The organism is Micromonospora sp. NPDC092111, from assembly GCF_044755745.1.
Lineage (GTDB): Bacteria > Actinomycetota > Actinomycetes > Mycobacteriales > Micromonosporaceae > Micromonospora.
Window position 1 is genome coordinate 46930 of record NZ_JBIVRQ010000003.1, and the last position, 25345, is coordinate 72274.

The following is a 25345-nucleotide window of genomic DNA, read 5'->3' on the forward strand; positions in this document are numbered from 1 at the left end:
GGTTCACCCGGTGCGCCACTTGCGCGGGGGACCGCAACTGTGTGGACTTTGCCTGACGGCGTCGCCCGACGCCGCCGGGCAGGGATGAGATGAGGAGGCACGCGACAGTGAGCGCGACCGCTGGTCAGGCCGCCGACGGGGTACGCAGCCTGGCGGACCGGTTCGGGATCGAACCGGGCATGGTCGTCATGGAGATGGGGTACGACGAGGACGTCGACCAGGATCTCCGGGACGCCCTGACCGACCGCTGTGGAGAGCTGGTCGACGAGGACACCGACGAGGTGGTCGACGCGGTGCTGGTCTGGTACCGGGACGGCGACGGTGATCTCTTCGAACTCCTCGTCGACGCCCTCGGCCCGCTGGCCGACGCCGGTGTCGTGTGGCTGCTGACCCCGAAGGCCGGGCGTGACGGACACGTCGAGCCGAGCGAGGTCGCCGAGTCGGCCCAGACCGCCGGCCTCCAGCAGACCTCGACCGTCAACGCCGGCCGGGACTGGAGCGGCGCCCGGCTCGTGCTGCGTCGCGGGTCGAAGGGCAGGAAGTAGCGGAGCAATCCCACACCCGGTGGCACCCCCACCGGGTGTGGCAGGCTGAACCCACCTCAGACTCGACCCAAGGAGTTCGCATGCCGATCGAGGTTGGTGCCGAGGCGCCCGACTTCGTGCTCAAGGACCAGAACAACCAGGAGGTCCGGCTCTCGGACTTCCGGGGCAGCCGCACCGTGCTGCTGGTCTTCTACCCGCTCGCCTTCACCGGCATCTGCCAGGGCGAGCTCTGCGAGGTGCGGGACAACCTCAACGACTACGTCAACGACGACGTCCAGGTGCTCACCGTCAGTGTCGACTCGGTCTACGCCCACAAGATCTGGGCCGAGAAGGAGGGCTACCAGTTCCCGCTGCTGGCCGACTTCTGGCCGCACGGCGCGGTCGCCCAGGCGTACGGCGTCTTCAACGAGGTCGCCGGCATCGCCAACCGGGGCACGTTCGTCATCGACCGGGCCGGTGTCGTCCGGTTCGCCGAGATGAACATGCCGGGCGAGGCGCGCGACCAGCAGGGCTGGCGCAAGGCCCTCGCCGACGTGGTCGCCGCCTGACCCTGACCGGGGCCACACCGTTCGACCGGGCCGGTGGCCGGCAGGTAAGCTTGCCAGCCTCCGGCCCGCTCGCACGGGCGTTCCGGGCGCGTAGCTCAGTGGGAGAGCACCCGCCTTACAAGCGGGGGGTCGCAGGTTCGAAACCTGCCGCGCCCACCCTGCACCACCACCGGCAGGCCGCCCCGGCCGCCACCCTCCGCCCGGTCACCGGTCACCGATGAGAGATCGGCCCGCCCGTCGTTGTACGTACGACACCCACGGGACACGACGCAGGGGAGACACCGGTGAGCTACGCGGACGTCAACGGGCTACGGCTCTGGTACGAGGAGCACGGCGACGGGCCGCCGCTGGTGCTGCTGCACGGCGGCTACGGCGCGGTGGAGATGTTCGCGCCGATCCTGCCCGCGCTGGCCGGGCGCCGTCGGGTGATCGCGGTGGACCTACAGGGCCACGGCCGGACCGCCGACGTGGACCGTCCACTGCGCTACGAGTCGATGGCCGACGACGTCGCCGCGCTGCTGCGGCACCTCGACCTGCCCCAGGCGGACGTGCTGGGCTACTCGCTCGGCGGCGGGGTCGCGCTGCGTACCGCGATCCAGCACCCGGAGCTGGTCCACCGGCTGGTGCTGGTCTCCACCCCGGGCAAGCGGCAGGGCTGGTACCCGGAGGTGCTGGCCGCGATGGCCACCCAGGACGAGCGGGTAGGCGAGCAGATGCGCGGCACGCCCCCGCACCAGCTCTACGAGCGGATCGCCCCCCGGCCCGAGGACTGGCCGGCGCTCTGGGCCAAGACCGGGGACCTGCTGCGTCGCGAGTACGACTGGTCGGCGGAGGTGGCCGCCCTCGCCGTACCGACCATGCTGGTCTTCGCCGACGCCGACTCGATCCCGGTCACCCACATGGCGGAACTCTTCGGGCTGCGCGGCGGCGGTCACCGCGACGCGGGCTGGGACGGCAGCGACCGGCCGGCGTCCCGGCTCGCGGTGCTGCCCGGCCTCACCCACTACGACATCGTCGCCTCGCCGGCCCTGCCCGCCGCCGTCCTGCCGTTCCTCACCCACGAGGTCCGCTCACCCGCCTGAGCCGGCCCGCGGGCACCTCGCCCGTCGGCGCCGATTCGCGGTCGCGGACGAACGCCCGCCGCCCGGCTGCGGTGCGGGGCCGGCGGGCAACCGGATCAGCCGGTCACCGGCCGGGCGTACTGGAGCAGGACCAGCCCGCTGCCGAACGGGGTGGTGCCGGTCAGGACGAACCGGTCCGGGTCGAACCCCCGGGCGGCGAGCGGGACGCCGGTGCCGGCCACGACCGGGTGCAGCTTGACCACCAGCTCGTCGACCTCGGGCAGGAGTTGCCCGGCGAGCTGCCCGCCGCCGCAGAGCCAGATGTCCGCGCCCGGCCGGTGTTTGAGGTCGCGGACGAACTCGACCGGGTCGGTGGCCACGATCTCGACCTCCGGGTGCTCCTCCGCCGGCAGCGTGCGGGAGAAGACGTACTGCCTCAGGTGCGGGTAGGGGCTGGCGACGCCGACCCGCAGCGCCGGGTCGTAGCTGGCCCGGCCCATCACCATCGCGTCGAACCGGCCCTGCGGCCGGTCGATGCCGAGCGGGCCGTGGGCGAAGCCGGGGAACGTCTGGGGCCACTCGGCCACCAGGTGTGCGGCCACGTCGGGTGCCAACGGGAGGAAGTCGTACGACCCGTCGGGGGCGGCGATGAAGCCGTCGAGGGTGCTGGCGACGTAGTACACGAGCTTGCGCAAATCGTCTCCCTTGGTCACTACTGTTGTCGTGGTTGGCAAACTACAACACCTGTCGTGGTCTGCGCTAGGGTGTTTCCATGGCGAGGAACGTGGAACGGCGGGCGACGCTGGCCGACGCGGGGTTGCGGGTGCTGGCGGCGACCGGGGCGCGCGGGCTCACCCACCGCGCGGTCGACGCCGAGGCCGGCGTGCCGACCGGCACCGCGTCGAACTACTTCCGCTCCCGGGACGCCCTGCTCGGCGCCCTCGGCGAGCGGATCATGGAGCGGTTCGCCCCGGACGAGCGGCAGCTCGCCGAGCTGGCCGCCCGCAAGCCCTCCCCGGCGCTGTTCACCGACTACGTCCGCTACGTCGTCGCGCGCACCACCGCCCAGCCGGAGCTGACCCGGGCGTTGATCGAGCTGCGGCTGGAGGCGGTCCGCCGGCCCGGCCTGGCCCGGATCCTCGGCGACACGCTGCGCCGGGGCTACCGCGACGACGTCGCCTTCCACGTCGCGGCCGGGCTGCCCGGCGGGGCGTTCGAGGTGGCGCTGCTGCACTACGCCGTCGACGGCCTCCTGCTGGACCTGCTCACCACCTCCGTCGACGCCGGGTTCGACCCCGATCGGGTGGTCTCCGCCCTGGTGTCCCGGCTGGTTGCCGACGCCTGACCCGGCCACCCCGGCCCGGCGCAGGTATGTCCCCGCCCGCAGCGGGAATCCGCGCCGAACGTACCCGGGAGGAGTGACGGATGAGGGGTCCCACCGGCTTGACCATCGGGGTGCTCGGCTCGTACGGCGGTCGGAACCTGGGCGACGAGGCGATCCTCAGCGGCCTCCTGGCCGACCTGCGCAGCCAGGAGCCGAACGCCCGGATCATCGTCTTCTCCCGCAACCCGGCGCACACCGCGCTGGCCCACCCCGACGTCGAGGCGGTGCCCTGGGAGGGCGTCAGCCGGGTCGACTCGGCCGAGGTGCTGGCCCAGCTCGACCTGCTCATCCTCGGCGGCGGCGGCATCCTGTACGACAAGGAGGCCCGCCGCTACCTGCGGGTGGTCCGGGTCGCCCAGGAACGCGGGCTGCCCCTGCTGACGTACGCGGTCGGCGTCGGGCCGCTCACCGACGCGGTGGACACCGGCATGGTCCGGGAGACCCTGGCCGGGGCCACCGAGGTCACCGTCCGGGACCAGGAGTCCCGGATGGTGCTGGAGGAGGCCGGGCTGCTCAACCCGATCACCGTCACCGCCGACCCGGCGTTCCTGCTGGAGCCGGAGGACTTCCCCGCCCGGCTGCTGCGCGAGGAGGGGGTGCCCGCCGGCAAACGCCTGGTCGGGTTGAGCGTCCGCGAGCCGGGGCGGGCCGCCGAGCGGCTCGACGTCGACGGCTACCACCGGCTGATCGCCCAGATCGGTGACTTCCTGGTGCACCGGATCGACGCGCACGTGCTCTTCGTGCCGATGGAGCGCGACGACATCCGGCACTCGCACGGGGTGCTGTCCCACATGATCGCCGCCGACCGGGGCCGGATCCTGCACGGCGACTACTCGCCCCGGCAGGTGCTCGGCCTGATGAAGCACTTCGACCTGGCGGTCGGCATGCGCCTGCACTTCCTGATCTTCGCGGCGATGGTGGGCACGCCGTTCCTGCCGCTGCCGTACGCGGGAAAGGTCTTCGACCTGGCCCAGCGGCTCGGCGTGCCGGCGCTGCGCGGGGTGGAACGCGAGGTGGAGGGCCCGCTGCTGGCGGAGGTCGACCGGCTCTGGGACGAGCGGGAGGCCCGTAAGGAGGCCACCGCCCGGCGGGTCGCCGAGGTCTGCGACCAGGCGCGCGGCACCTCCCAGGTCACCCGTGCCGTGCTGGAGAGCCTGCGCACCCACTCGCTGGCCCGGATGGCCGTCTGACCGCGCCCGGCCCGGCCGGCAGCGCGCTGCTCCCGTGCCGACCCGCGTCCACCGCCGGGCGGGACCCCCGGCGACCCCGCCCGTGCCGCCCGGCGACCGGTCAGACCGCCGGCCCCCGCCAGCGGTAGCGCCACCGGTCGCCCATCGACTCCAGCTCGTAGATGTGGGCGCCGGCCAGCCCGTCCGGGCCGAGGTGGTGATGGGTCAGCGGCGGGCGTTCGTTGCTGTCCAGCTCGACGTCGACCGTCTCGCCGTCAGCCGGGCCGTCCGCCAGCGGGATCCGCGCCGTTGATGCCATGCGCCCATCCTGCCCCGGCGACCGCTGGGCCGCAGGGTTTGCCGGGACAGCGGGCCGCCCCGGCGGCGGTTATCGTCCGGTGATGGCGGAGATCCGGATCGACATGACACTCGGGCCGGTGCTGGCCCGCATCGGCGACGAGCGGGCCGTGCTCGACGCGTTCCTCGACTTCCACCGTGCCGTCGTGCTGCGCAAGGCACGCGGCCTGACCGACGCCGACGCGAACCGCCGGCTGGTGCCGTCGGCGACCACCCTGGCCGGCATCCTCCAGCACCTCACCCTGGTCGAGCGGAACTGGTTCCCGACCCTGCTCGACCCCACCCCCGGCGAGGTCTTCCCGACCACCGAGGAGGACGCCGCGGTCAGCTTCGCCGTGCCGGCCGGGGCGACGGTCGACGCGCTCGCCGACGCATACGAGCGGGCCTGCGCGCGCTCCCGCGAGCTGGCCGCCCGGTTCCCCCTGGACCACGTCGTCCCGCAGCCGCAGCTCGGCGAGGTGTCGGTGCGCTGGATCCTGGTGCACATGATCGAGGAGACCGCCCGGCACGCGGGCCACGCCGACATCCTCCGCGAGCTGACCGACGGCGCCACCGGCACCGTCTGACCCCCGCGCCATCCACCATGGCGCCGACGGTAACCGGTCGTCGCCGCCTATCCTGGCCCCCGGGTGTCGACGAGGGGGAGCGTGTGCTGGTCGTCCACGGGTCATGGCAGGTCGGGGCCGGGCTCGCCGTCTGGGCGGAGGACTCGACGCGGCCCGCCCACGCGCCCCGCCGGCCCGGTCGCGCCCCACGCGAACGGCCCCACCCGTTCGCCGCCGAGCCCGCCGCGCTGGCCGCCGCGCTCGGCGACCGCCCGGCCGGTACCGCGCTGCTCACCCTCCCCACCCGGGCCGGCTCGCCGCTGGACTCACCGGAGCTGGTCCGGACCACCGTCGCGGAGCCGGTCCGCGGCCCGGTCACCCTCGCCGGCTGGCGGGCACCCGTGCTCCGGTACGCCCCGGACGACGCGCTGGACCTGCTGCGTACCCTCGACGGGCTCGACGTGGTGCCCGGGGCCAGCCTGCGGCACCTCGCCGAACTGGCCGGCCTCGCGGTCGACCTGGTGTCCCGGGGCCGGGTGCTGCCCGGCCTGGCCGACGCCGACCCGTGGACCGGGGCCGGCCCGACCGGCGGCGACGCCACCGGGTGGGCGGTGTGGCGGCCCCTGCTCACCGGGGCGGACGCCGCCTGGGCCCGGGCCCTGGCCCTCGCCCTGCCCCCGGCCGTCCGGGCCGCCGGCCCACCGGTGCCCGGGTCCCGTCCCGGCCGCGCGCCGGTGGACCCGCCCGGCCCGGGGCCGCTGGCCGCCGACGCGCTGGACCTGCTGACCGACGCCGCCGCCCGGCAGGCCCTGGCCGACACCGACCTGGCCCGGGGCGGCCGGCGTGACGGCGTGACGGCCGGCTGGCTGACCGCGCTGACCGGCCCGGACCGCCGGTTCGCCGCCGACCCCGCCGCGCTGGCCACCCTGCGCACCGAGCTGGACGCCTGGCAGCGCGACGCCGTCGGCGGCGCGGTCCGGGCCAGTTTCCGGTTGGTCGAGCCGGCCGACGACGAGATCGTCGAGGCGCTCACCGTGCTGCCGGCCGACCCGTCGACCGTGGTCTCCCAGGGCGGGCGGTGGCGGGTCGAGTTCGGCCTCCAGGCCGCCGACGAGCCGGGCCTGCACGTCGACGCCGGGGAGATCTGGCGGGCCCCGGACCGGTTGCCGGCGCTCGCCGGCCGGTGGGACAGCCCGCAGGAGACCCTGCTGGCCGAGCTGGGCCGGGCCGGACGGCTCTGGCCGGAGCTGGACGACGCCCTGCGCACCCCCGCCCCGGAGCTGCTGGAGCTGGACGTCGACGGGGCCCACCGGTTCCTCCGCGACGGCGCTCCGGTGCTGCACGCGGCCGGCTTCGGGGTGCTGCTGCCCTCGTGGTGGCGGCGACCGTCGGCGCGGCTCGGCGCGCGGTTGCAGGCCCGCGGCCGGACCGCGCCGGGCACCGTCGCCGCCGCCTCCGGTGGGGTGGGGCTGGACGCGCTGGTCGACTACCGCTGGGAGGTGGCGCTCGGCGACGAGACGGTGGACGCCGACGAGCTGGCCGCGCTGGCCGCGCTGAAGACCCCGCTGGTCCGGCTGCGCGGCCGGTGGGTGGAGCTGGACCCGAAGCGGCTCGCGGCCGGCCTGCGGCTGCTGCGCTCCTCCGGCGAGCTGACCGTCGCCGACCTGCTCCGGCTGGGACTGGCCGGGGCGGAGCGCCCGGACGCGCTGCCGGTGCTGGCGGTGACCGCCGACGGGCCGCTCGGCGACCTGCTGGCCGGGCAGGCCGAACAACGGCTCGCCCCACTGGACCCGCCGCCCGCGTTCAAGGGCACCCTGCGGCCGTACCAGCGGCGCGGGCTGGCCTGGCTGGCCTTCCTCCAGTCGCTCGGGCTGGGCGGGGTGCTCGCCGACGACATGGGGCTGGGCAAGACCGTCCAACTGCTCGCCCTGCTGGCCGGGGACCCGCCGGACGCCGGGCCGACGCTGCTGGTCTGCCCGATGTCGCTGGTCGGCAACTGGCAGCGGGAGGCGGCCCGGTTCACCCCCGGGCTGCGCGTCCACGTGCACCACGGCGCGGACCGGGCCCGGGACGCCGAGTTCGAGGCGGCGGTGCACGCCGCCGACCTGGTGCTGACCACCTACTCGGTGGCCGCCCGGGACGCGGTCGCGCTGGCCTCGGTGGGCTGGCACCGGGTGGTGGTCGACGAGGCCCAGGCGATCAAGAACGCGGCCACCCGGCAGGCCGAGGCGGTCCGCGCGCTGCCCGCCCGGCACCGGGTGGCGGTCACCGGCACCCCGGTGGAGAACCGGCTCGCCGACCTCTGGTCGATCATGCAGTTCGCCAACCCGGGGCTGCTCGGTCCGGCGAGCAGCTTCCGGCAGTCGTACGCGGTGCCGATCGAGCGGCACGGCGACGCCGAGGCCGCCGCCCGGCTGCGCCGGATCACCGGCCCGTTCGTGCTCCGCCGGCTGAAGACCGACTCCTCGATCATCTCCGATCTGCCCGAGAAGCTGGAGATGGAGGTGCTCTGCAACCTCACCGCCGAACAGGCGTCGCTCTACCGGGCGATCGTCGACGAGATGCTGGCGAAGATCGAGTCCAGCGACGGGATGGAACGGCGGGGCCTGGTGCTGGCCACCATGACCCGACTCAAGCAGGTCTGCAACCATCCCGCCCAGTTCCTACGGGACGGCTCGCCGCTGGCCGGCCGCTCCGGCAAGCTGGAGCGGCTGGAGGAGATCGTCGACGAGGTTCTGGCGGCGGGGGAGCGGGCCCTGCTCTTCACCCAGTACGCCGAGTTCGGCGGGATGCTCCGGGGTCACCTGTCGGCCCGCTTCGGCCGTGAGGTGCTGTACCTGCACGGCGGCGTCGGCAAGGCCGACCGGGACGACCTGGTCGCCCGGTTCCAGTCCCCGGACGGTCCCGCGCTGTTCGTCCTGTCCCTGAAGGCCGGCGGCACCGGGCTCACCCTGACCGCCGCCAACCACGTCGTACACGTGGACCGGTGGTGGAACCCGGCGGTGGAGGACCAGGCCACCGACCGGGCGTTCCGGATCGGCCAGCGGCGGCGGGTCCAGGTCCGCAAGTTCGTCTGCGCCGGCACGGTGGAGGAGAAGGTGGCCACGATGATCGCCGACAAGCGTGGCCTGGCCGCGTCCGTGGTGGGCACCGGCGAGCAGTGGGTGACCGAGCTGTCCACCGCCCAGCTCCGCGAGCTGTTCGCGCTGGAGGCCGGGGCGGTGGTCGAATGACCGGCCCCACCGGCCCCACCGGCCGCGGGGGCGGCCCCGGCGCGGCCGGTGCCGGCGACGCGGGCGGGCGGTTCGCCGACTTCGGCCAGCCGCGCCGGGTCGACGGCGGGCTGCGGGCACGCAGCACCCGGGGTGCGATCGGGGTCTCCTGGTGGTCCCGGCGGTTCCTGGAGGTGCTGGAGTCGTTCGCGCTGGGCACCCGGCTGACCCGGGGCCGGTCGTACGCCCGGCGGGGTCAGGTGCTCCGGCTCGACGTGTCACCCGGCCGGGTCGAGGCGAGCGTGCAGGGCTCGCGGGCGCAGCCGTACCCGGTGGTCATCGCGTTGGCGCCCTTTCCCGAGCCGCTCTGGGAGCGGGTCGAGCGGGAGCTGGCCGGGCAGGCGTTCTTCAGCGCCCGGCTGCTCGCCGGTGACCTGCCGGCCGAGCTGGAGCGGCTGTTCGCCGACGCCGGCGCACCGCTGTTCCCCACCTCGGTCGGGGAGCTGACCCAACGCTGCGGCTGTCCCGACTTCGCGGTGCCGTGCAAACATCTCGCGGCGACGTTCTACCTGCTCGCCGAGGCGTTCGACGCCGACCCGTTCCGGCTGCTGCACTGGCGGGGCCGGAGTCGGGCCGAGCTGCTGGACCGGCTCCGCGCCCGCCGCGCCGAGGCGGTCGGCCCGGACGCCGTCCCGGCCCACCGGGTGCCCGGCTCCCCGGACGCCGTCCCGGCCCACCGGGCACCGTCGGCTTCGGACGGTACGCCTACCGGACCCGACGCTACGGTGACCGGCCGCGCCCCGGCCGGGGCGGCCCGGGTGCTCGCCGACCTGCCCGAGTTGCCGCTGGTCGACGCGGCGGACCGGTTCTGGCTGGCCCCGGTGCCGTTGCCGGACCGGCCGCCGACCCTGGCCACCGGCCCGGAGCTGCTGTTGCGGCAGCTCGGCGCGCCCGCTCCGGCGATCGGCGGTCCCGGCCTGCTGGAACGGCTGCGTCGGGCGTACCAGGCATTCGGCTCGGGCTGATCCGTCGTACCCCGGCCGGTCTCCGGCGGTGCCGGCCCGGCCGACCTGCGCCGGCCGGTGCCCGCGCCCGATCGACGCCGGTGTCCCGGACCGGCTCGGCGCACCAGGGACGCCAGGGCCGACGGGTCACCGCAGGCGGCGACGGAAGTGCCACATCAGGCCGGCGTTGACCACCAGCACCACGGTGCAGATCGCGCCGGCCATCCGTCCGGCCACGACCGTCATCGCGGGCAGCGACGCCCAGAGGACGATCGTCAGCAGCATCAGCCAGCGCCCGCGTCGGGCCCGGGCCCGATGGTCGAGTCTCGCGAAGAACTTCGGGTCGCTCTCCCGTAGCTGCCGGGTGATCTGTTCGAATCTGCGCTGATCCTCTTTGCTGAGCATGGCGGTGCCTTCCCCTCACGGCTTCAGCGGTTCGGCGGCTTACCCGCTACGGTGGCGACTCACGCCCTCCTGCTGGCGCTACTTTCGCGGCCCGCTGCTGCTACGGTCCGGACGGGACGGCGGCGCGGGCGGCCGGGACAGCTCCCGGCAACCTGAGCACAGGCTTATCCGTGCCTTAAGTTTCGCTGTGCCGGCGAACGTCGCGGCCAGCGCCACGAGCGGCGGAAACGGCACGGCGGGCCCACCGCCGGACGCGTCGTGCCTGCTCCGGACGCCCGGACCGGCCGGGGGGAAACCACCCGTGCGGGACGGGGTGCTGAGCGGTGCCTTAAGTGCCCTGCCGGGCCGCCGCGACCTGCCTTGAAGGCATCCCACCCCTTGGCTACTTTCCCGTAGCAACTCCTCCGGCAACCGTCGCCGCACCCTCCGCCCCACCCGGTCGCAGCAGGTACGGCGCATCGAAGAAAACGGGATTGGTACATGGCCGACCAGAATGTGCCACCGCGCCGACCGCGGGACGACAGCGGCTGGGACGGGCGACAGCACCCCACCCCCGACGGATATCCCGCCGCGCCCTACGGCCACCCGGGTGGTCCGCACGCCGAGTACGCCCACCCCGAGTACGCCCACCCCGAGTACGCGTCCGCCGGTCAGCCGGCGCCCCGGGGCCCGCAGTGGGTCGGCCCCGAGGGGCTGGGCCGTCCGGCGTTCCACCAGCCGGCCGGCGCCGGACTGCCCATCCTGGACGACGACGGGGGTCGGGACGGCCGGGTCGGCCGGCGGCGGGCCCTCGCCGCGCTCGGTGGCACCGCCGCCGTGGTCGCCGGTGGCGCCGCGCTGGCGATGAGCCCCCAGGTGCGTGGCCTCTTCGGTGACGACCCCGTGGCCCGGGACGCCACCGGCACCACGGTCACCGACGGTACGGCGGCCCGCCCCAGCGGCCAGCAGCCGAGCACGGTGCGGACCTACACCGAGCAGAACGAGAGCTACATGGGCTCCCGGGCGGGCGCGGCGCTGAAGAAGAACTCGCCGACCGGCGGGCGGAACTTCTCCGGCCCGGCCGCCGCCGCGGCGGAGACCCCGGTGACGGTGAAGACCGTGCTGGCCAAGGACCCGATCCGGCACCTCGCCAGCCGGGCCACCTTCGGCGCCACCCCGAAGGTGCTCGCCGACATCAAGCGGATGGGCATCGACCCCTGGATCCGGGCCCAGCTCGACCCGGAGAAGCTCGCGCCGAGCCCCGCCGAGCTGAAGCTCGCCGACCTGCCCAGCCTCAAGCTGACCGCCCAGCAACTGCGCGACCAGCGCGATCAGCTCAACGAACGGGGCGCGCAGCCGGAGAAGGAGATGGTCGACGCCACCATCGCCCGGCAGATCTGGTCGGAGCGGCAACTCTTCGAGGTGATGGTCGACTTCTGGAACGACTTCCTGCACGTCGCCGCCGACTTCGACGGCGGTGAGACGTACCGCAACTCCTTCGACCGGGACGTCGTCCGCAAGCACGCCATGGGCAGCTACCCGGACATGCTGGTCGCCGCGAACAAGCACCCGGCCCTGCTGCTCTACCTGAACCAGAACGACTCCCGGGCCGACGCGGTCAACGAGAACCTGGCCCGGGAGAACCTGGAGCTGTACTCGGTCGGGGTCGACGGCGGTTACACCGAGAAGGACGTCCGCCAGGCCGCCCTGTTGCAGACCGGCCGGGGCGTCGACGACGGCAAGTACGTGTTCCGGGCCGAGCGGCACTACCGGGGCAAGGTGAAGATCCTCGGCTTCAGCCACCCCAACGACTCGGCCGACCCGAAGAAGGCCGACCAGGTCATCGACGCGTACATCACGTACATCGCGCTGCACCCGTCGACCGCCCAGTACGTGGCCCGCAGCCTGGCCACCCGGTTCGTCTCGGACACCCCGCCGAAGTCCCTGGTGGACCGGCTCGCCAAGATCTACACGGTCAACAAGGGCATGGTGAAGCCGCTGCTCATGTCGCTGTTCAGCTCCTCGGAGTTCTGGGCGGCGGTGGGCCAGAAGGTGCGCCGGCCGATGGAGTACCTGGTCGCCACCTACCGGACCCTGGGCGTCCAGCCGCAGGCCGCGCCGGACTTCCGGCAGGGCGACAGCAAGCGCACCGCGTTCGCCCAGGGGCTGCGCCAGATCCACGACAAGCTGCGCGAGCTGGGCCAGTACCCGATGGGCCAGCCCACCCCGGACGGCTACCCGGACGTCTACGTGGCCTGGACCTCGGCCGGGACGATGGTCAACGGCTGGAACGAGGCCGCCGACCTGATCGCCGGCTACCGCACCCAGTTCACGTTCGCCAAGCCGGAGAAGCTGGTGGCGAAGCCGCCGGCGACCGCCGGGGCGTACGTGGACGCGCTCGCCCAGCGGCTGGTGCACCAGAAGCTGACCGCGCGGGAGAAGAGTCTGATCCTCGGCGTGGCCGGCGTGTCCGCCACCACCAAGGTCGACGCCACGTTCAACGGGGCCGTCACCGCCGTCGCGCGGGCGATCCTCGCGTCCCCCCAGCACCACCTCCGGTGAGGCACCCGATGGAGAAGACTGTGCACCAGTTCCCCCTGCACCCCGAATGCCCCGACCTGCGCCGGCTCGCCGACAACCCGGCCGAGGCGCTGCTGCGCGCCGAGGCGGACGTCGTCGCCGCCGAGAACGCCGCCGAGGCCGACCGCTACCGCCGGCTGGAGGACCTGGAGGAGGCCCAGCAGGACGGGCGCGGCGTGACCCGGCGGACCTTCGTCGCCGGTGCCGCCGCCACCGCCACCGCGCTGGCCACCGCCCAGTTCGTCACCACCTCGGCGTCCTTCGCCGCCACCAAGACCGGCACCCTGATCCACGTCTTCCTCTATGGCGGGCTGGACGGGCTGAGCCTGGTCGCCCCGGCCGACGACCCGGTGCTGGCCAAGGCCCGCCCGGACCTGCTGCTCGGCGACGACTCGCTGGCCCTGGGCCGGGGCTTCAAGCTGACCAGTGCCTTCGCCCCGCTGGAGAAGTGGCTCAAGGCCGGCCAGCTCGGCTTCGTCCCGGCGGTCTCCGACGAGCGGCTGTCCCGCAGCCACTTCCAGGCCGCCGACGCCTGCAACCTGGGTGGCCTGCCTAGCGAGACCGGCGGCCGGGGCTGGCTGGATAGCCTGGTCGACGCACTCGGCAAGGGCACCGCCTTCCGCAGCGTCGGCATCGGCAGCACGCTGCCCCGGTCGCTGGTCGGCAACAACGGCGCGTTGTCCATCAACAACGTCGGCTCGCTGCGGCTCAACGGCGACGACAGGTACCGGGCGGCCACCGAGAAGGCGATCCGTGGCCTGTTCACCGGGATCAACCACCCGGTGGAGGACGCGGTGATCGAGGGGATGGGCGCGCTGTCGACCGCCCAGAAGCTCGCCGCCAAGCCGTACCAGCCGGCCGAGGGTGTGAAGTACGAGGGCGTCGGCTACGCCTTCCAGCAGCTTGCCCAGCTCATCAAGGGCGGGGCGAACGTCCGGGTCGCCACGGTCGGGATGGGTGGCTACGACACCCACGAGAACCAGGGCACCCGCTCCGGCGGCCAGCTCCACCGGCGGCTCGGCGAGCTGGCGAGCGCGATGGCCGCGTTCCTCACCGACCTGGGTGACCGGGCCGCCGACGTGACGATCATGGTGTCCAGCGAGTTCGGCCGCCGGGTCTCCTCCAACGGCGGCGGCACCGACCACGGCCACGGCGGGGTGGTCACCATCCTGTCCGGCCGCCCGCTCGCCGGCTCGCTGCTGGGCACCTGGAACGGCCTGAACGCGCTGGACTCCGGCGACGTGCCGGAGTACAACAACATGTTCAACGTCTACGGCGCGGTGGCGCAGGGCCGGTTCGGCCTGACCACCGCGGAGGTGAACAAGATCTTCCCGAGGCGGAAGTTCACCCCGATGAAGCTGTACGCGTGACGTACCAGGACATGCACGCCGCCGGCCGTCGTACCGGGACCTCGGTCCCGTACGGCGGCCGTTCGGCTGCCCCGCCGCCCCCGCCGCCGGCCCTGCCGAGGCGCGGACCCGGCGGGCGGCGGGCGCTGTCCGCGCTGTTCTGGCTCGGCCTGGTGGCCGCCGTGCTGCCCTGGTGGCTCGACACCCCGGCCGGGTCGCTGGCCGGCACCGCCGACCTGCTCACCGCCGCCGGCCGGATCACCGGCCTGGTCGCCGGCTACCTGCTGCTCGTGCAGGTGCTGATGATGAGCCGCCTCGGCGTGCTGGAACGCGGGATCGGCGGCGAGCGGCTCTCCCGGGTGCACCGCGACCTGGGGGCCACCCTGCTGGTGACCGTGCTCGCCCACCTGTCGCTGCTGGTGGTCGGCTACGCGCGGGTGCAGGGGAACTCGGTCACCGGCCAGGTGGGCGTGCTGCTGCGCGACTTCGACGACCTGGTCTCCGCGTTCGTCGCCGCCGGCATCCTGGTGCTGGTCGGCTGCACCGGCGTCCGGACCGTCCGCCGGGCGTTGCCCTACGAACTCTGGTACCACCTGCACCTGACCAGCTACCTGGCGCTGCTGCTCGGCTTCGGCCACCAGTTCAGCAACGGCGCGCAGCTCTTCCCGCCCGGCCCGGTGCGCACCGGCTGGATCGCGGCGTACCTGTCGGTGGCCGCCGCCCTGGTCTGGGGCCGGCTGGTCGCGCCGCTGCTGCTCAACCTGCGGCACCGGCTGCGGGTGGCCGACGTGGTGGCGGAGAGCCCGGACACCGTCTCGATCTACCTGACCGGGCGGCGGCTCAACCAGCTCGACCTGCTCGGCGGGCAGTACTTCCGCTGGCGCTTCCTGACCCGGGGCTGCTGGTGGCAGTCGCACCCGTTCTCGCTCTCCGCCGCGGCCAACGGCCGCTGGCTGCGGCTGACCGTCAAGGTGGTCGGTGGGCACACCGCCGACCTGCGTGACCTGGACCCCGGCACCCGGGTCTGGGTGGAGGGCCCGTCCGGCACCTTCACCGCCGCGCACCGGACCCGGGAACGCGCCCTGCTGATCGCCGGCGGCAGCGGCATCGGTCCGCTGCGGGCGATGCTGGAGGAGTTGCCGCCCGGGGCGGCCCTGGTCTACCGGGCCCGCACCCCCGCCGACGTCCTGCTCCACCGGGAGCTGGACTGGCTGGCCGAGGCCCGGCAGACCGCCGTCTGGTACGTGATCGGCTCCCGCGACGACGCCGGCCCCCGGCAGGTGATGAGCCCGGACGGACTGCGCCGGCTGGTGCCCGACCTGACCCGCCGGGACGTCTACCTGTGCGGGCCGCCGGGCCTGGTCGACCAGTCGGTGCGGGTGCTGCGACAGGCCGGCGTGCCCCGCCGGCAGATCCACCTCGCCCCGTTCGAACTGTAGAGAGGGACCTGACATGCGTCGCGCGCTCCTCGCGATCACCGGGCTCGCCGCCAGCACCACCGCGCTGGTGGTGCTCAAGGGCTCGCCCGGGGCCAGCCAGGTCGCCCAGGACCTCCCCGCCGGCGCGCCCGTCGGGACGCCGGGGGAGGCCGACCCGGCCACCCCCGGGGCCTCCCCGGACCCGACCGCGTCGGCCCGCCCGACCGGCCGACCCAGCGCCACCGCGAGCCGCACCCCGGGCGCGCGGAGCAGCACCGGCGGCGGTTCCGGCAGCACCGGTACGAAGACCACCCCCGCCGCCCCGCGGACCACCACGGCCGCGCCGAAGTCGACCACCCGCAAGGTGACCGGCCCGGTGATCTCCACCGAGTTCGGCAACGTGCAGGTGCAGATCACCGTCGTCGGCACGAAGATCACCAACGCGGTGGCCCTGGAACTGCCCCAGGGCGGGCAGTCCGACCTGCGCAGCGACCGGGTGGACAACGCCTACAGCGGCACCTCCGGCAACGTGGTACGGCAGCAGAGCGCCAACCTCGACACCATTTCCCAGGCGACCACCACCAGCAACGCGTACAAGCAGTCGTTGCAGGCCGCCATCGACCAGGCGCGCTGACGTGACGGCGCCGCTGGTCCGGCCCGGCCTGCGCCGGGTCGAGCAGGTCATGGGTACGGCGATCAGCCTCGACCTGGCCGACGACCTGCCCGCCGGCACGCTGCGGGAGCTGGCCGACGAGACCTTCCGCTGGCTGCGCGAGGTCGACACCCGGTTCACCACCTACTCCGACGACAGCGAGGTGTGCCGGTTCGACCGGGGCGAGCTGCTGCTCTCCGAGGCGTCGGCGGACCTGCGGGCGGTGCTGGCCCGCTGCGCCGACCTGTGGGGCGACACCGACGGCTTCTTCGACGCGTACGCCACCGGCCGGCTGGACCCGTCCGGCTACGTCAAGGGCTGGTCCGCCCAGGTCGCCTCGGACCGGCTGGTCGCCGCCGGGGCGGTCAACCACTGCCTCAACGCGGGCGGCGACGTCCGGGTACGCGGCCACTCGTCGTCCGGGCGGCCGTGGCGGATCGGCGTCCGGCACCCGTGGGACGCGGACGCCACCTGCCTGGTGCTCACCGGCACCGACCTCGCGGTCGCCACCTCCGGCGTCTACGAGCGGGGCCACCACGTCCGCGACCCGCGCCGGGGCGAACCGGCCCGGGGGCTGCGCTCGGTCACCGTGGTCGGCCCGGACCTGGGCCTCGCCGACGCGTACGCCACGGCGGCGGTGGCGATGGGTGTGGCCGGCACCGGCTGGCTCGACCGCCTCCCCGGGCACCTGCACGCGGTGGTCACCGACGAGGGCCGGCTGCTGCGCTCCACCGCCCTGCCGCTGGCCGACTGACCCGCGCCGCGATGAGCCGGCCGCAGCGATCCGTGACCACGTCGGGCCCGGTCCCGAGCCAAACTCCGACCCGGGGCGGCGGCCCGGGGTCGTCCCCGACCGGCCTGGAAACGTCCCCGACCGACCCGGGGTCGTCCCCGACCGACCCGGGGTCGTCCCCGACCGACCCGGGGTCGTCCCCGACCGACCCGGGGTCGTCCCCGACCGGCCCGTGCCGTCGCGCTGAGTTGATCTCCACCCGGGTGGTGCGGCGGCCGGCGGTCGGGTCGGTCAGCGGGCGGTGCGGTGGGTGCCGGCCGGCCGGGAGCCGACCGGGCGGGGCCGGCCGGGCCGGGACCCCGTCGGCCGGGTGCCCGACCAGCGGCGGGGCCGCCGGTGGTACGGCGGTTCGAAGCCGCCGGTGTGCCGTGTCGTGTCGTCGCTGGACATCACGTACCCCCGCCTCCCGGCGCGGTCGCGCCGTCGTCGTGTGCAACGAGGTCGGCACCGGCGCGGACGCTGGCGGGAACCCGACCCGGGTCGGTCAGTGGCCGCGCCGGGGCAGCGGTAGCTGGCCGGGGAGCAGCTCCGGGGTGAGCGTCACCCCGTTGGCCCGTAGCGCCTCGACCAGGGTGTTCTGCAACAGGTACGAGTCGGGTAGCTGCCAGCGGGCCTGCTCCGGGGCGACCGCCCAGCGCACCGGTCCCTCGGGCAGCCGGGTCGGTGGCGCCGGGATCCACGAGCCCGGCCCGTGCCGCACCACGTGGAAGCAGTGCTCCAGTTCGGGGCGGAGCGGGTCGCCCGGGCGGACCAGGAACATCCACCGGCCGGTCGGGGTCACCACCACCGGGCCCCGCACGCCGGCCCCGGCCGGGTGGCCGGGTACGGCGTCGAGCACGTGCCGGCCCAGGTACGCCGCCACCTCCAGCACGTCGAAGGCGCGCCCGGTGGGCAGCAGCACCCCGTGCGGGCGGCTGCGCCACCAGGTGGCCACCCGGGCCGGGTCGGTGCTCGCCCCGCGCTCCCACTCCTCCAGGGCGGGGTGGCAGCCGACGGTGGGGCAGCCGGCCCGCCCGCAGACGAAGCGGCTTCGGGCCAGGCAGGCACCCGGGGTCACCTCCCAGCCGTGCATCGCGTACCGCACCGCGATCCGGCGCAGCCGGACCCGCTCGATCGGTGTTAGCTGTGCGACCCGCGGCCCGACGTTGCCCCACATGTCCCGTGCTCTCCCCTCGCCCCGACCGTCACCCGCCACGTCACACGTCGAGCACCGTCACTGTCATGGCCCGCGATCGTTGAGCTGGCGAACGGCTCGTGCAACTTGCACGAAAGCTACGAGAGCTGGCCGAATGGCTGACGTACAACCTGTGCGACCAGCGAAGACCTGGGACGGACGGACGGATCGGGAACGCCCTCGGGGGTCGTCCGGTGCCTGGCCGGACGGACGACGAGGGGAGGAACAGGGGAGATGGACGAGCTTCCGATAGGGCGGCGGGTGGCCTACTGGCGCGGGCGGCGCAAGATGTCCCAGCAGGTTTTCGCCGACCGACTCGGCAAGTCCAAGAGCTGGGTCGACAAGGTCGAGCGCGGGGTGCGCCGGCTGGACAAGTTCTCCGTCCTCTACGAGATCGCCGACATCCTCCAGGTCGACGTGCAGCTCCTGCTCGGCAAGGACCCGGAACGGCGTACCGACGCGCTCAACTGCATCGACCAGATCGAGGTGCAGGAGATCCGGGCCGCCCTGGAGCGGTACGACTCGATGAGCGCGTACTTCGACGCCGCGCCGTACCCGCCGCCCCTGCCCGACATGCGCAAGGCCGTCAACCACGCCTGGCTCACCTACCAGTACGGCCGCTACGGAATGCTCACCCGGGCCCTGCCGAAGCTGCTGCGTGACGCCCAGGCGGCCGACGCCGGCTTCGGCGACGACCAGGCGAGGGAGGCCGCCCACCTGCTCGGGCAGGTCTACCAGATCGCCTCGTCGGTGCTGCGCAAGCTGGGCGAGTGCGAGCTGGCCTGGCTCGCCGCCGACCGGTCGATGGCGGTCGCCCAGCGCGCCGACGACCAGCTACTGGCCGGCGTCGCCACCACCCGGGTCTGCAACGCGCTGGTGGCGATGGGCCGGGCCCGCCCCGCCCTGGAGCTGAACGTCACCATCGCCAACCGGCTCGCCCCCGGCGGCACGAACGGCACCGAGGCGGACCAGCTCTCCGTCTACGGCATGCTGCTGCTCCAGGGTGCGATGGCCGCCGCCCGGATCGGCGACTCGGCCACCGTCGACGACCTGTTCCACGGCGCCGACGAGGCGGCCACCCTGCTGGGCGGCGACCACAACCACTACTGGACCTCGTTCGGCCCGACCAACCTGGAGCTGCACCGGGCCGCCGCGGCCGTGGAGCTGGGTGACGGCGGCCGGGCGGTGGAGATCCACCACCGCATCTCCGAGCCGAACTTCAACGCCCTGCTGCCCGAGCGGCGGGCCCACCACCTGCTGGACATCGCCCGGGGTTACGCCCAACTCGGCGACGTCGCCAACGCGGGGGAGATGCTGCTGCGCGGTGACCGGCTCGCCCCGTCCGAGATCCGCTGCCGGCCGATCGCGCACGAAGTGATGTCGGACGTCCTGCGTCGCACACGGGGTGCGCCGCCTCCGCCGATTGCGGAGTTGGCTGAGCACATGGGAGTCGGAGTATGAATGCGGCCTCCGCCGGATGAGCGGCGGCCCGCACCCGAGCAGCGAGCACCGCGCGGTGCTCTACGTCATCGCCTGCGGTTCGCCGCTGGCCCGCCACCTCGACCGCCTCGTCGGTCTCGCCCAGGACGACGGCTGGGAGGTCTGCGTGATCACCACGCCCGACGGGGCGAAGTTCGTGGACCGGGCCGCGCTGGCCCGGCAGACCGGGCATCCGGTGCGTACCCACTACAAGAACCCGGGCGACCCCGACCTGCTGCCCCCGGCCGACGCGATGCTGGTCTGCCCGGCGACCGTCAACACGGTCAACAAGTGGGCGGCCGGGATCACCGACACGCTGGCCCTGGGGCTGCTGTTCGAGGCCCAGGGCAGGGGCGTGCCGGTGGTGGCCGTGCCGTTCACCAACGCGGCGATGGCCGGGCACCCGGCGTTCCAGGCCGGTCTGGCCCGGCTCCGCGAGTGGGGGACGACGGTGCTCTTCGGCGACCACGTCTACCCGCTGCACCCGCCGGGCGCGGGCGAACGTCACCTGCACGCCTTCCCGTGGGAGGCCGCGGTGGCCGCGCTGCCCGGCCGGTCCCGGGCCAGTTCGGCCGCCTGACCGGCGGTGCCCGACTCCAGGTCGGCGCGGTGGCGCGGTCGGTGACCGGGTGACACCGCCGGCCCGCCGCGACGAAGTCGATCATCGTGGGGGCGCGGCTGTGCCGGTGGACACGGCCGCCGGGCGTGGCCGTGCCCACCGGCCCGCGCCGGTAAGCTGACCGGCCGTGAGCACAACCGCGTCCCCGCCGACCGTCGCCGACGTGGTGGCCGAACTCGACCGGCGTTACCCGCCCGGCTGGGCCGAGGACTGGGACCGGGTCGGCCTGGTGCTCGGCGAGCCCACCGACCCGGTCCGCCGGGTCTTCGGCACGGTCGACGTCGTCCCGGAGACCGTCGCCGAGGCTCTCGCCGCCGGTGCCGACCTGATCGTCGCGCACCACCCGCTGCTGCTGCGCGGGGTCTCCTCGGTCGCCCCGACCACCTGGAAGGGGCGGATCGTGCACGACCTGATCCGCGCCGGGGTCGCCCTGTACGTCGCGCACACCAACGCCGACGTCGCCGACCCGGGGGTGTCCGACGCGCTCGCCGCCCGCTTCGGGTTGACCGGGCTGCGTCCGCTGCGACCCGCCGCGCCCGGCTCGCCGGCCGCCGGCGCCGGCCGGGGGATCGGTCGGGTCGGTGAGCTGCCCACCCCGCTGACGCTGGCCGAGTTGACCAGGCATGCCGCCGCCGTCCTGCCCGCCACCGTCTGGGGGGTTCGCGCCGGGGGCGATCCCGGGCGTATCGTGCGTACCCTCGCGGTCAGCGGCGGCTCGGGCGACGGTTTCCTGGCCGCGGCGACCGCCGCCGGGGTGGACGCGTTCCTCACCGCCGACCTGAGGCACCACCCCGCCGGTGAGCACCTCGCCGCCGGCGGCCCCGCCCTGCTGGACGCCGCACACTGGGCGACCGAACGACCCTGGCTGGACGACGTGGCCGCCCACCTCCGGGCCGGCTTCGGTGTCGAGACCGTGGTGTCCGACCTGGACACCGATCCGTGGACCGTGCACGCCGCCGCACCCGCACTGGACGACAAGGAGCCCCGACGTGAAGGCTGAACCCCAGGTCCAGCGCCGCCTGCTCGACCTGCAGGCGATCGACACCACCCTCGCCCAGCTCGCCCACCGCCGTCGGGCGCTGCCCGAACGGGCCGAGCTGGAGGGGCTGGCCCGGGAGCTGTCCGCGCTGGAGGACGAGCGGGTCCGCGCCCAGGTCGCCGTCGACGACCTGGACCGGGACATCGCCCGGCTGGAGAAGGACATCGACCAGGTCCGCGCCCGCAAGAGCAAGGACGAGGCCCGGCTGGCCGCCGGCGGTGTCCCGGCCCGCGAGTTGGAGGCGATCCAGCACGAACTGGTCTCCCTCAACCGTCGTCAGGGCGATCTGGAGGACGCCGAGCTGGAGCTGATGGAGCAGCGCGAGACGGCGCAGGCCACCCTCGACGGGATCGAGACCCGGATCGCCGAGACCCGGGACCGGCGGGCCGCGGCCGAGCAGCGCCGGGACGACAGCCTGGCCGGGATCGCCAAGGAGGAGGAGTTCAAGAAGACCGCGCGTAAGCCGCTCGCCGCCGACCTCCCCGGCGACCTGGTCACCCTGTACGAGAAGATCCGCGAGGACACCGGCCTGGGCGCGGCGCTGCTCACCGGGGGCCGCTGCGGTGGCTGCCGGCTGGAGCTCTCCGGCGCCGACCTGGCCCGGATCCGCAGGTCGGCCCCGGACGAGGTGGTCCGCTGCGAGGAGTGCCGGCGGATCATGGTGCGTACCAACGAGTCGGGGCTGTAGCCGGTGGCGGTCCGCGCGGTCGTGGTGGAGGCCGACGGCGGGTCCCGGGGCAACCCCGGGCCGGCCGGCTACGGCGCGGTGGTCCGCGACCCGGCCTCCGGCGAGGTGCTGCTGGAACGTGCCGAGGCGATCGGCACGGCCACCAACAACGTCGCCGAGTACCGGGGCCTGATCGCCGGGCTGGAGGCCGCCGCCGAGCTGGGCGCGGCCGAGGTCGACGCCCGGATGGACTCCAAGCTGGTGGTCGAGCAGATGTGCGGCCGGTGGCAGATCAAGCACCCGGGGCTGCGCCCGCTCGCCGCCCGGGCCGCCGCCCTGGTGGACCGCTTCGACACCGTCCGGTTCAGTTGGATCCCCCGGGAGCGCAACCGGCACGCCGACGCGCTGGCGAACGCGGCGATGGACGCCGCCGCCGGCAAGGCTGCCCGGCCGGTGGCCGCACCGGCCGGTGCCGAGCCGGCCCGGCCGGTGGCGGGTGCGGACGTGCCGGCTCGGGCGCAGGACCGCGCGGTGGCCGCCCGCGCCGCCACCCGTACCGCCGGCACCGACCCGGCGACCACCAGGGCGTCCTGGGAACCCCGGCCGAGCTTCACCGCCACCCGGCTGATCCTGGTCCGGCACGGCGAGACCGAGTGGACCGTGCAGCACCGCTACGCGGGCCGCGCCGACGTGCCGCTGTCCGAGTCGGGCCGGGCCCAGGCCCGGGCCACCGCCGCCCGGGTGGCCGAGCTGGCCCCGTCCGTCGCGGCCGTGCTCAGCTCACCGCTGTCCCGGTGTACGGCCACCGCGGCGGCGATCGCCGGGGCGCTCGGCGACCTGCCGGTACGCCCGCACGACGACTGGATCGAGTGCGACTTCGGCGACTGGGACGGCAGGACCTTCGCCGAGGTACGCGACCAGTGGCCCGGCGAGCTGGACGCGTGGCTCGCCTCCACCCGGATCGCCCCGCCGGGCGGTGAGTCGTTCACCGCCGTCGGCCAGCGGGTGGACCGGGCGGTGGGGGCGCTGCGCGAGGCGTACCCGGGGGAGACCGTGGTGGTCGTCTCGCACGTCTCGCCGATCAAGCTGGCGTTGCGCGACGCGCTCGCGGCGGGCGACGCCCTCCTGCACCGGCTCTACCTGGACGCGGCCGGCATCTCGGTGCTGGACATGTGGCCCGACGGCGGCGTCGCGGTCCGCTCGGTCAACGACACCGCGCACCTCGCCACGCGCTGAGCCGCCAGACCTCCCGGGTCGGCCCATCGGGCCGTTCGGCGCAGGTGGGCGGCCGTTCGGCGCATCACCCTCCGTCGATCGAACGTGATCGGGGTCACAGGGTCGTAGCCTCCGGCCGTCACTTGGCCAGCACGACCTACCGGAGGTGTGTCAGATGACCGCACCCGAACCGGAGGCGCCGCAGACGGCGCCGTCCAGGGCGAAGGACCACAGCCCCTGGAACTGGTTGCTCTTCGTCCCGATCGTGGTGCCGCTGATCCCGGCGTTCTTCAACGCGGACTCGCCCCGGTTGTTCGGCTTCCCGCGTTTCTACTGGCTGCAACTGGCCTGGATCCTGCTCGGGGTGGCCACCACCACGCTGGTCTACCAGGCGACGAAGAAGCGGGGTGGTCGCTGATGTGGCGCGACCACCTGACCGAGATCATCGTCTTCGCGGTGCTGTTCCTGCTGGTCAGCGCGATGGGTTTCGTGGCGGCCCGCTGGCGTGCCCCGAAGGACATGGCCCACCTCGACGAGTGGGGGCTGGGCGGGCGCAGCTTCGGCGGCTGGATCACCTGGTTCCTGGTCGGCGGTGACCTCTACACGGCGTACACCTTCGTGGCGGTGCCGGCGCTGATGTTCGGGGCCGGCGCGGCCGGCTTCTTCGCCGTGCCGTACACGATCGTCATCTACCCGCTGGTGTTCCTGGTGCTGTGCCGGCTCTGGTCGGTGTCGCACCGGCACGGCTTCGTCACCCCGGCCGACTTCGTCCGCCGCCGGTTCGACTCGCCGGTGCTGGCGCTGCTGATCGCGATCACCGGCATCGTCGCCACCATGCCGTACATCGCGTTGCAGTTGGTCGGCATCGAGGCGGTGCTCAAGACGATGGGGGTGACCGGGGACAGCGCGGTGGCCCGGCACCTGCCGATCATCATCGCCTTCGCCATCCTGGCCGCCTACACCTACCAGTCCGGGCTGCGGGCGCCGGCGCTGATCGCCTTCGTCAAGGACAGCCTGATCTACGTCGTCATCCTGGTGGCGGTCATCTACCTGCCGTACAAGCTGGGCGGTTGGGGTTCGATCTTCGACGCCGCGGACGCGAAGTTCGCCGCCTCACCCAACCCGAACGACGGCATCCTGCTCAACGCCAACAACCAACTCCAGTACGTCACCCTGGCGTTCGGCTCGGCGCTGGCGCTGTTCCTCTACCCGCACAGCATCACCGGCGTGCTGGCCAGCCGGAACCGGGACGTGATCAAGCGGAACATGTCGGCGCTGCCGGCGTACAGCCTGCTGCTCGGGCTGATCGCGCTGCTCGGCTTCATGGCCATCGCGGCCGGGGTGAAGCCGCTGCCCGGGGCGAAGGAGGGCACGGTCGACAGCAACACCGTCGTGCCGGTGCTGTTCGACCAGCAGTTCCCGGACTGGTTCGCCGGGGTCGCGTACGCGGCGATCGGCATCGGCGCGCTGGTGCCGGCGGCGATCATGTCGATCGCGGCGGCGAACCTGTTCACCCGCAACATCTACAAGGAGTACCTGAAGCGGGACGCCAACCCGGCGCAGGAGGCGAACGTCTCCAAGATCACCTCGCTGGTGGTGAAGGTCGGCGCGGTGGCCTGCATCGTCTTCCTCGACCCGCAGTTCTCCATCGACCTCCAGTTGATCGGCGGCGTGATCATCCTCCAGACGCTGCCGGCGGTGGCGCTGGGTCTCTACACCCGCTGGTTCCACCGGGGCGCGCTGATCGCCGGCTGGGCCGCCGGGATGGGGCTGGGCATGTGGATGCTCTACCAGATCCCCAACCCCGCGTCGAAGCGCGCGCACTTCGGCGGCTCGGCCTTCCCGCTGTCCGACTTCGGCTTCGACACCAAGAAGACGATCTACGTCGGCATCGTCGCCGTGCTGGTGAACCTGGTGGTGGCCGCGCTGGTCACGCTGGCGCTGCGGGCGGCCAGGGTGGACGCGGGCGTCGACGGCACCACCCCGGACGACTACTTCGCCGACGAGAGTGACCCTCGGGTGGCCCCCGGCCCGGCCCGCGACGCCGACCCGGCCCGCGAGCCGGTCGCCTGACCCACCTGGCCCGGCCCGGGGTCTGGCCCGGCCCGGGGGCCGGATGTCGGTCCCGGGTCGGGCCGGACCGTGGTGCGG

The 25345-nt window shown here is 74.2% G+C and carries 24 protein-coding genes and 1 tRNA gene; 21 read left to right on the forward strand and 4 right to left on the reverse strand.

Annotated features, from left to right (window positions below):
• The first annotated feature begins 107 nt into the window (after positions 1–107).
• The 4 genes from ACIQG9_RS08730 (at position 108) to ACIQG9_RS08745 (ending at position 2175) form a co-directional block, all read left to right on the forward strand.
• Complete coding sequence (locus tag ACIQG9_RS08730; RefSeq protein WP_400399390.1) at positions 108–545, forward strand: DUF3052 domain-containing protein; 438 nt, start codon at positions 108–110, stop codon at positions 543–545.
• An 80-nt stretch (positions 546–625) separates the two neighbouring features.
• The gene (locus ACIQG9_RS08735; protein ID WP_400399392.1) at positions 626–1093 is read left to right on the forward strand and encodes a peroxiredoxin; all 468 of its coding nucleotides are present in this window, start codon (positions 626–628) and stop codon (positions 1091–1093) included.
• An 84-nt stretch (positions 1094–1177) separates the two neighbouring features.
• A tRNA-Val gene (locus ACIQG9_RS08740) sits at positions 1178–1249 on the forward strand.
• 128 nt (positions 1250–1377) lie between these two features.
• Complete coding sequence (locus tag ACIQG9_RS08745) at positions 1378–2175, forward strand: alpha/beta fold hydrolase (protein ID WP_400399394.1); 798 nt, start codon at positions 1378–1380, stop codon at positions 2173–2175.
• Positions 2176–2270: 95 nt separating this feature from the next.
• Here the strand turns inward: ACIQG9_RS08745 and ACIQG9_RS08750 are convergent, their stop codons facing one another.
• Complete coding sequence (locus ACIQG9_RS08750) at positions 2271–2849, reverse strand: dihydrofolate reductase family protein (protein ID WP_400399396.1); 579 nt, start codon at positions 2847–2849, stop codon at positions 2271–2273.
• A gap of 77 nt (positions 2850–2926) precedes the next feature.
• Between ACIQG9_RS08750 and ACIQG9_RS08755 the strand changes: the two genes are divergently transcribed.
• Together ACIQG9_RS08755 and ACIQG9_RS08760 are read left to right on the forward strand one after the other, a co-directional pair.
• Positions 2927–3499 (forward strand): TetR/AcrR family transcriptional regulator, encoded by a 573-nt coding sequence (locus ACIQG9_RS08755; protein ID WP_400399398.1) that lies wholly within the window; start codon positions 2927–2929, stop codon positions 3497–3499.
• Between the two features lie 80 nt (positions 3500–3579).
• Positions 3580–4728, forward strand: coding sequence for a polysaccharide pyruvyl transferase family protein (locus ACIQG9_RS08760; protein WP_400399400.1), 1149 nt, complete (start codon positions 3580–3582; stop codon positions 4726–4728).
• A 100-nt stretch (positions 4729–4828) separates the two neighbouring features.
• On the opposite strand, the gene ACIQG9_RS08765 is transcribed toward ACIQG9_RS08760, so the two are convergent.
• A complete protein-coding gene (locus ACIQG9_RS08765; RefSeq protein ID WP_400399402.1) occupies positions 4829–5026 on the reverse strand; it encodes a hypothetical protein in 198 nt (65 codons plus the stop codon).
• Positions 5027–5108: 82 nt separating this feature from the next.
• On the opposite strand from ACIQG9_RS08765, the gene ACIQG9_RS08770 reads away from it, so the two are divergent.
• The 3 genes from ACIQG9_RS08770 (at position 5109) to ACIQG9_RS08780 (ending at position 9846) form a co-directional block, all read left to right on the forward strand.
• Entirely contained in the window at positions 5109–5630 is a 522-nt protein-coding gene (locus tag ACIQG9_RS08770; RefSeq protein ID WP_400399404.1) for a DinB family protein, read from the forward strand.
• An 83-nt stretch (positions 5631–5713) separates the two neighbouring features.
• Positions 5714–8842 carry an SNF2-related protein gene (locus tag ACIQG9_RS08775; protein ID WP_400399406.1) on the forward strand — a complete coding sequence of 1043 codons (3129 nt, stop codon included), beginning with the start codon at positions 5714–5716 and terminating at the stop codon, positions 8840–8842.
• Positions 8839–9846 (forward strand): SWIM zinc finger family protein, encoded by a 1008-nt coding sequence (locus ACIQG9_RS08780; protein WP_400399408.1) that lies wholly within the window; start codon positions 8839–8841, stop codon positions 9844–9846. The genes ACIQG9_RS08775 and ACIQG9_RS08780 overlap by 4 nt, the downstream gene beginning before the upstream one ends.
• 126 nt (positions 9847–9972) lie before the next feature.
• Here ACIQG9_RS08780 and ACIQG9_RS08785 read toward each other — a convergent pair whose 3' ends face one another.
• On the reverse strand, positions 9973–10230 hold the full coding sequence (locus ACIQG9_RS08785) for a DUF3040 domain-containing protein (protein WP_400399412.1): 258 nt from the start codon (positions 10228–10230) through the stop codon (positions 9973–9975).
• A gap of 480 nt (positions 10231–10710) precedes the next feature.
• Between ACIQG9_RS08785 and ACIQG9_RS08790 the strand changes: the two genes are divergently transcribed.
• The 5 genes from ACIQG9_RS08790 to ACIQG9_RS08810 are packed head-to-tail and all read left to right on the forward strand — an operon-like array spanning position 10711 to position 16962.
• Positions 10711–12771 (forward strand): DUF1800 domain-containing protein, encoded by a 2061-nt coding sequence (locus ACIQG9_RS08790; protein ID WP_400399416.1) that lies wholly within the window; start codon positions 10711–10713, stop codon positions 12769–12771.
• Between the two features lie 8 nt (positions 12772–12779).
• Positions 12780–14159, forward strand: coding sequence for a DUF1501 domain-containing protein (locus tag ACIQG9_RS08795; protein WP_400399421.1), 1380 nt, complete (start codon positions 12780–12782; stop codon positions 14157–14159).
• Positions 14156–15577, forward strand: a complete 1422-nt coding sequence (locus tag ACIQG9_RS08800; RefSeq protein WP_400399426.1) for a ferric reductase-like transmembrane domain-containing protein — start codon at positions 14156–14158, stop codon at positions 15575–15577. The genes ACIQG9_RS08795 and ACIQG9_RS08800 overlap by 4 nt, the downstream gene beginning before the upstream one ends.
• 13 nt (positions 15578–15590) lie before the next feature.
• Positions 15591–16190: an FMN-binding protein gene (locus tag ACIQG9_RS08805; protein ID WP_400399428.1), complete on the forward strand. Its 600-nt coding sequence runs from the start codon at positions 15591–15593 to the stop codon at positions 16188–16190.
• 49 nt (positions 16191–16239) lie between these two features.
• On the forward strand, positions 16240–16962 hold the full coding sequence (locus tag ACIQG9_RS08810) for an FAD:protein FMN transferase (RefSeq protein ID WP_400400086.1): 723 nt from the start codon (positions 16240–16242) through the stop codon (positions 16960–16962).
• A gap of 523 nt (positions 16963–17485) precedes the next feature.
• On the opposite strand, the gene ACIQG9_RS08815 is transcribed toward ACIQG9_RS08810, so the two are convergent.
• The gene (locus ACIQG9_RS08815; RefSeq protein WP_400399429.1) at positions 17486–18157 is read right to left on the reverse strand and encodes a bifunctional DNA primase/polymerase; all 672 of its coding nucleotides are present in this window, start codon (positions 18155–18157) and stop codon (positions 17486–17488) included.
• A 252-nt stretch (positions 18158–18409) separates the two neighbouring features.
• Between ACIQG9_RS08815 and ACIQG9_RS08820 the strand changes: the two genes are divergently transcribed.
• The 7 genes from ACIQG9_RS08820 to mctP all read left to right on the forward strand — a co-directional run bounded on the left by ACIQG9_RS08820 (position 18410) and on the right by mctP (position 25267).
• A complete protein-coding gene (locus ACIQG9_RS08820; RefSeq protein ID WP_400399431.1) occupies positions 18410–19636 on the forward strand; it encodes a helix-turn-helix domain-containing protein in 1227 nt (408 codons plus the stop codon).
• 16 nt (positions 19637–19652) lie between these two features.
• Positions 19653–20234 carry a flavoprotein gene (locus ACIQG9_RS08825; RefSeq protein WP_400399433.1) on the forward strand — a complete coding sequence of 194 codons (582 nt, stop codon included), beginning with the start codon at positions 19653–19655 and terminating at the stop codon, positions 20232–20234.
• 166 nt (positions 20235–20400) lie between these two features.
• Complete coding sequence (locus ACIQG9_RS08830) at positions 20401–21273, forward strand: Nif3-like dinuclear metal center hexameric protein (protein WP_400399435.1); 873 nt, start codon at positions 20401–20403, stop codon at positions 21271–21273.
• Positions 21263–22000, forward strand: a complete 738-nt coding sequence (locus ACIQG9_RS08835) for a zinc ribbon domain-containing protein (RefSeq protein WP_400399437.1) — start codon at positions 21263–21265, stop codon at positions 21998–22000. Before ACIQG9_RS08830 ends, ACIQG9_RS08835 begins: the two co-directional genes overlap by 11 nt.
• A 3-nt stretch (positions 22001–22003) precedes the next feature.
• Entirely contained in the window at positions 22004–23215 is a 1212-nt protein-coding gene (locus ACIQG9_RS08840; RefSeq protein WP_400399439.1) for a bifunctional RNase H/acid phosphatase, read from the forward strand.
• 154 nt (positions 23216–23369) lie between these two features.
• Entirely contained in the window at positions 23370–23612 is a 243-nt protein-coding gene (locus ACIQG9_RS08845; RefSeq protein WP_400399441.1) for a DUF3311 domain-containing protein, read from the forward strand.
• Positions 23612–25267 (forward strand): monocarboxylate uptake permease MctP, encoded by a 1656-nt coding sequence (gene mctP / locus ACIQG9_RS08850; protein ID WP_400399443.1) that lies wholly within the window; start codon positions 23612–23614, stop codon positions 25265–25267. Before ACIQG9_RS08845 ends, mctP begins: the two co-directional genes overlap by 1 nt.
• Positions 25268–25345: the final 78 nt, after the last annotated feature.

Coding starts and splice junctions, on each gene's coding strand:
- ACIQG9_RS08795 (WP_400399421.1), top strand. CDS start 12,780: ATGGAGAAGACTGTGCACCAGTTCCCCCTGCACCCCGAATGCCCCGAC.
- ACIQG9_RS08825 (WP_400399433.1), top strand. CDS start 19,653: ATGAGCGGCGGCCCGCACCCGAGCAGCGAGCACCGCGCGGTGCTCTAC.
- ACIQG9_RS08805 (WP_400399428.1), top strand. CDS start 15,591: ATGCGTCGCGCGCTCCTCGCGATCACCGGGCTCGCCGCCAGCACCACC.
- mctP (WP_400399443.1), top strand. CDS start 23,612: ATGTGGCGCGACCACCTGACCGAGATCATCGTCTTCGCGGTGCTGTTC.
- ACIQG9_RS08780 (WP_400399408.1), top strand. CDS start 8,839: ATGACCGGCCCCACCGGCCCCACCGGCCGCGGGGGCGGCCCCGGCGCG.
- ACIQG9_RS08815 (WP_400399429.1), bottom strand. CDS start 18,157: ATGTGGGGCAACGTCGGGCCGCGGGTCGCACAGCTAACACCGATCGAG.
- ACIQG9_RS08760 (WP_400399400.1), top strand. CDS start 3,580: ATGAGGGGTCCCACCGGCTTGACCATCGGGGTGCTCGGCTCGTACGGC.
- ACIQG9_RS08765 (WP_400399402.1), bottom strand. CDS start 5,026: ATGGCATCAACGGCGCGGATCCCGCTGGCGGACGGCCCGGCTGACGGC.
- ACIQG9_RS08785 (WP_400399412.1), bottom strand. CDS start 10,230: ATGCTCAGCAAAGAGGATCAGCGCAGATTCGAACAGATCACCCGGCAG.
- ACIQG9_RS08770 (WP_400399404.1), top strand. CDS start 5,109: ATGGCGGAGATCCGGATCGACATGACACTCGGGCCGGTGCTGGCCCGC.
- ACIQG9_RS08810 (WP_400400086.1), top strand. CDS start 16,240: ATGGGTACGGCGATCAGCCTCGACCTGGCCGACGACCTGCCCGCCGGC.
- ACIQG9_RS08755 (WP_400399398.1), top strand. CDS start 2,927: ATGGCGAGGAACGTGGAACGGCGGGCGACGCTGGCCGACGCGGGGTTG.
- ACIQG9_RS08820 (WP_400399431.1), top strand. CDS start 18,410: ATGGACGAGCTTCCGATAGGGCGGCGGGTGGCCTACTGGCGCGGGCGG.
- ACIQG9_RS08735 (WP_400399392.1), top strand. CDS start 626: ATGCCGATCGAGGTTGGTGCCGAGGCGCCCGACTTCGTGCTCAAGGAC.
- ACIQG9_RS08845 (WP_400399441.1), top strand. CDS start 23,370: ATGACCGCACCCGAACCGGAGGCGCCGCAGACGGCGCCGTCCAGGGCG.
- ACIQG9_RS08790 (WP_400399416.1), top strand. CDS start 10,711: ATGGCCGACCAGAATGTGCCACCGCGCCGACCGCGGGACGACAGCGGC.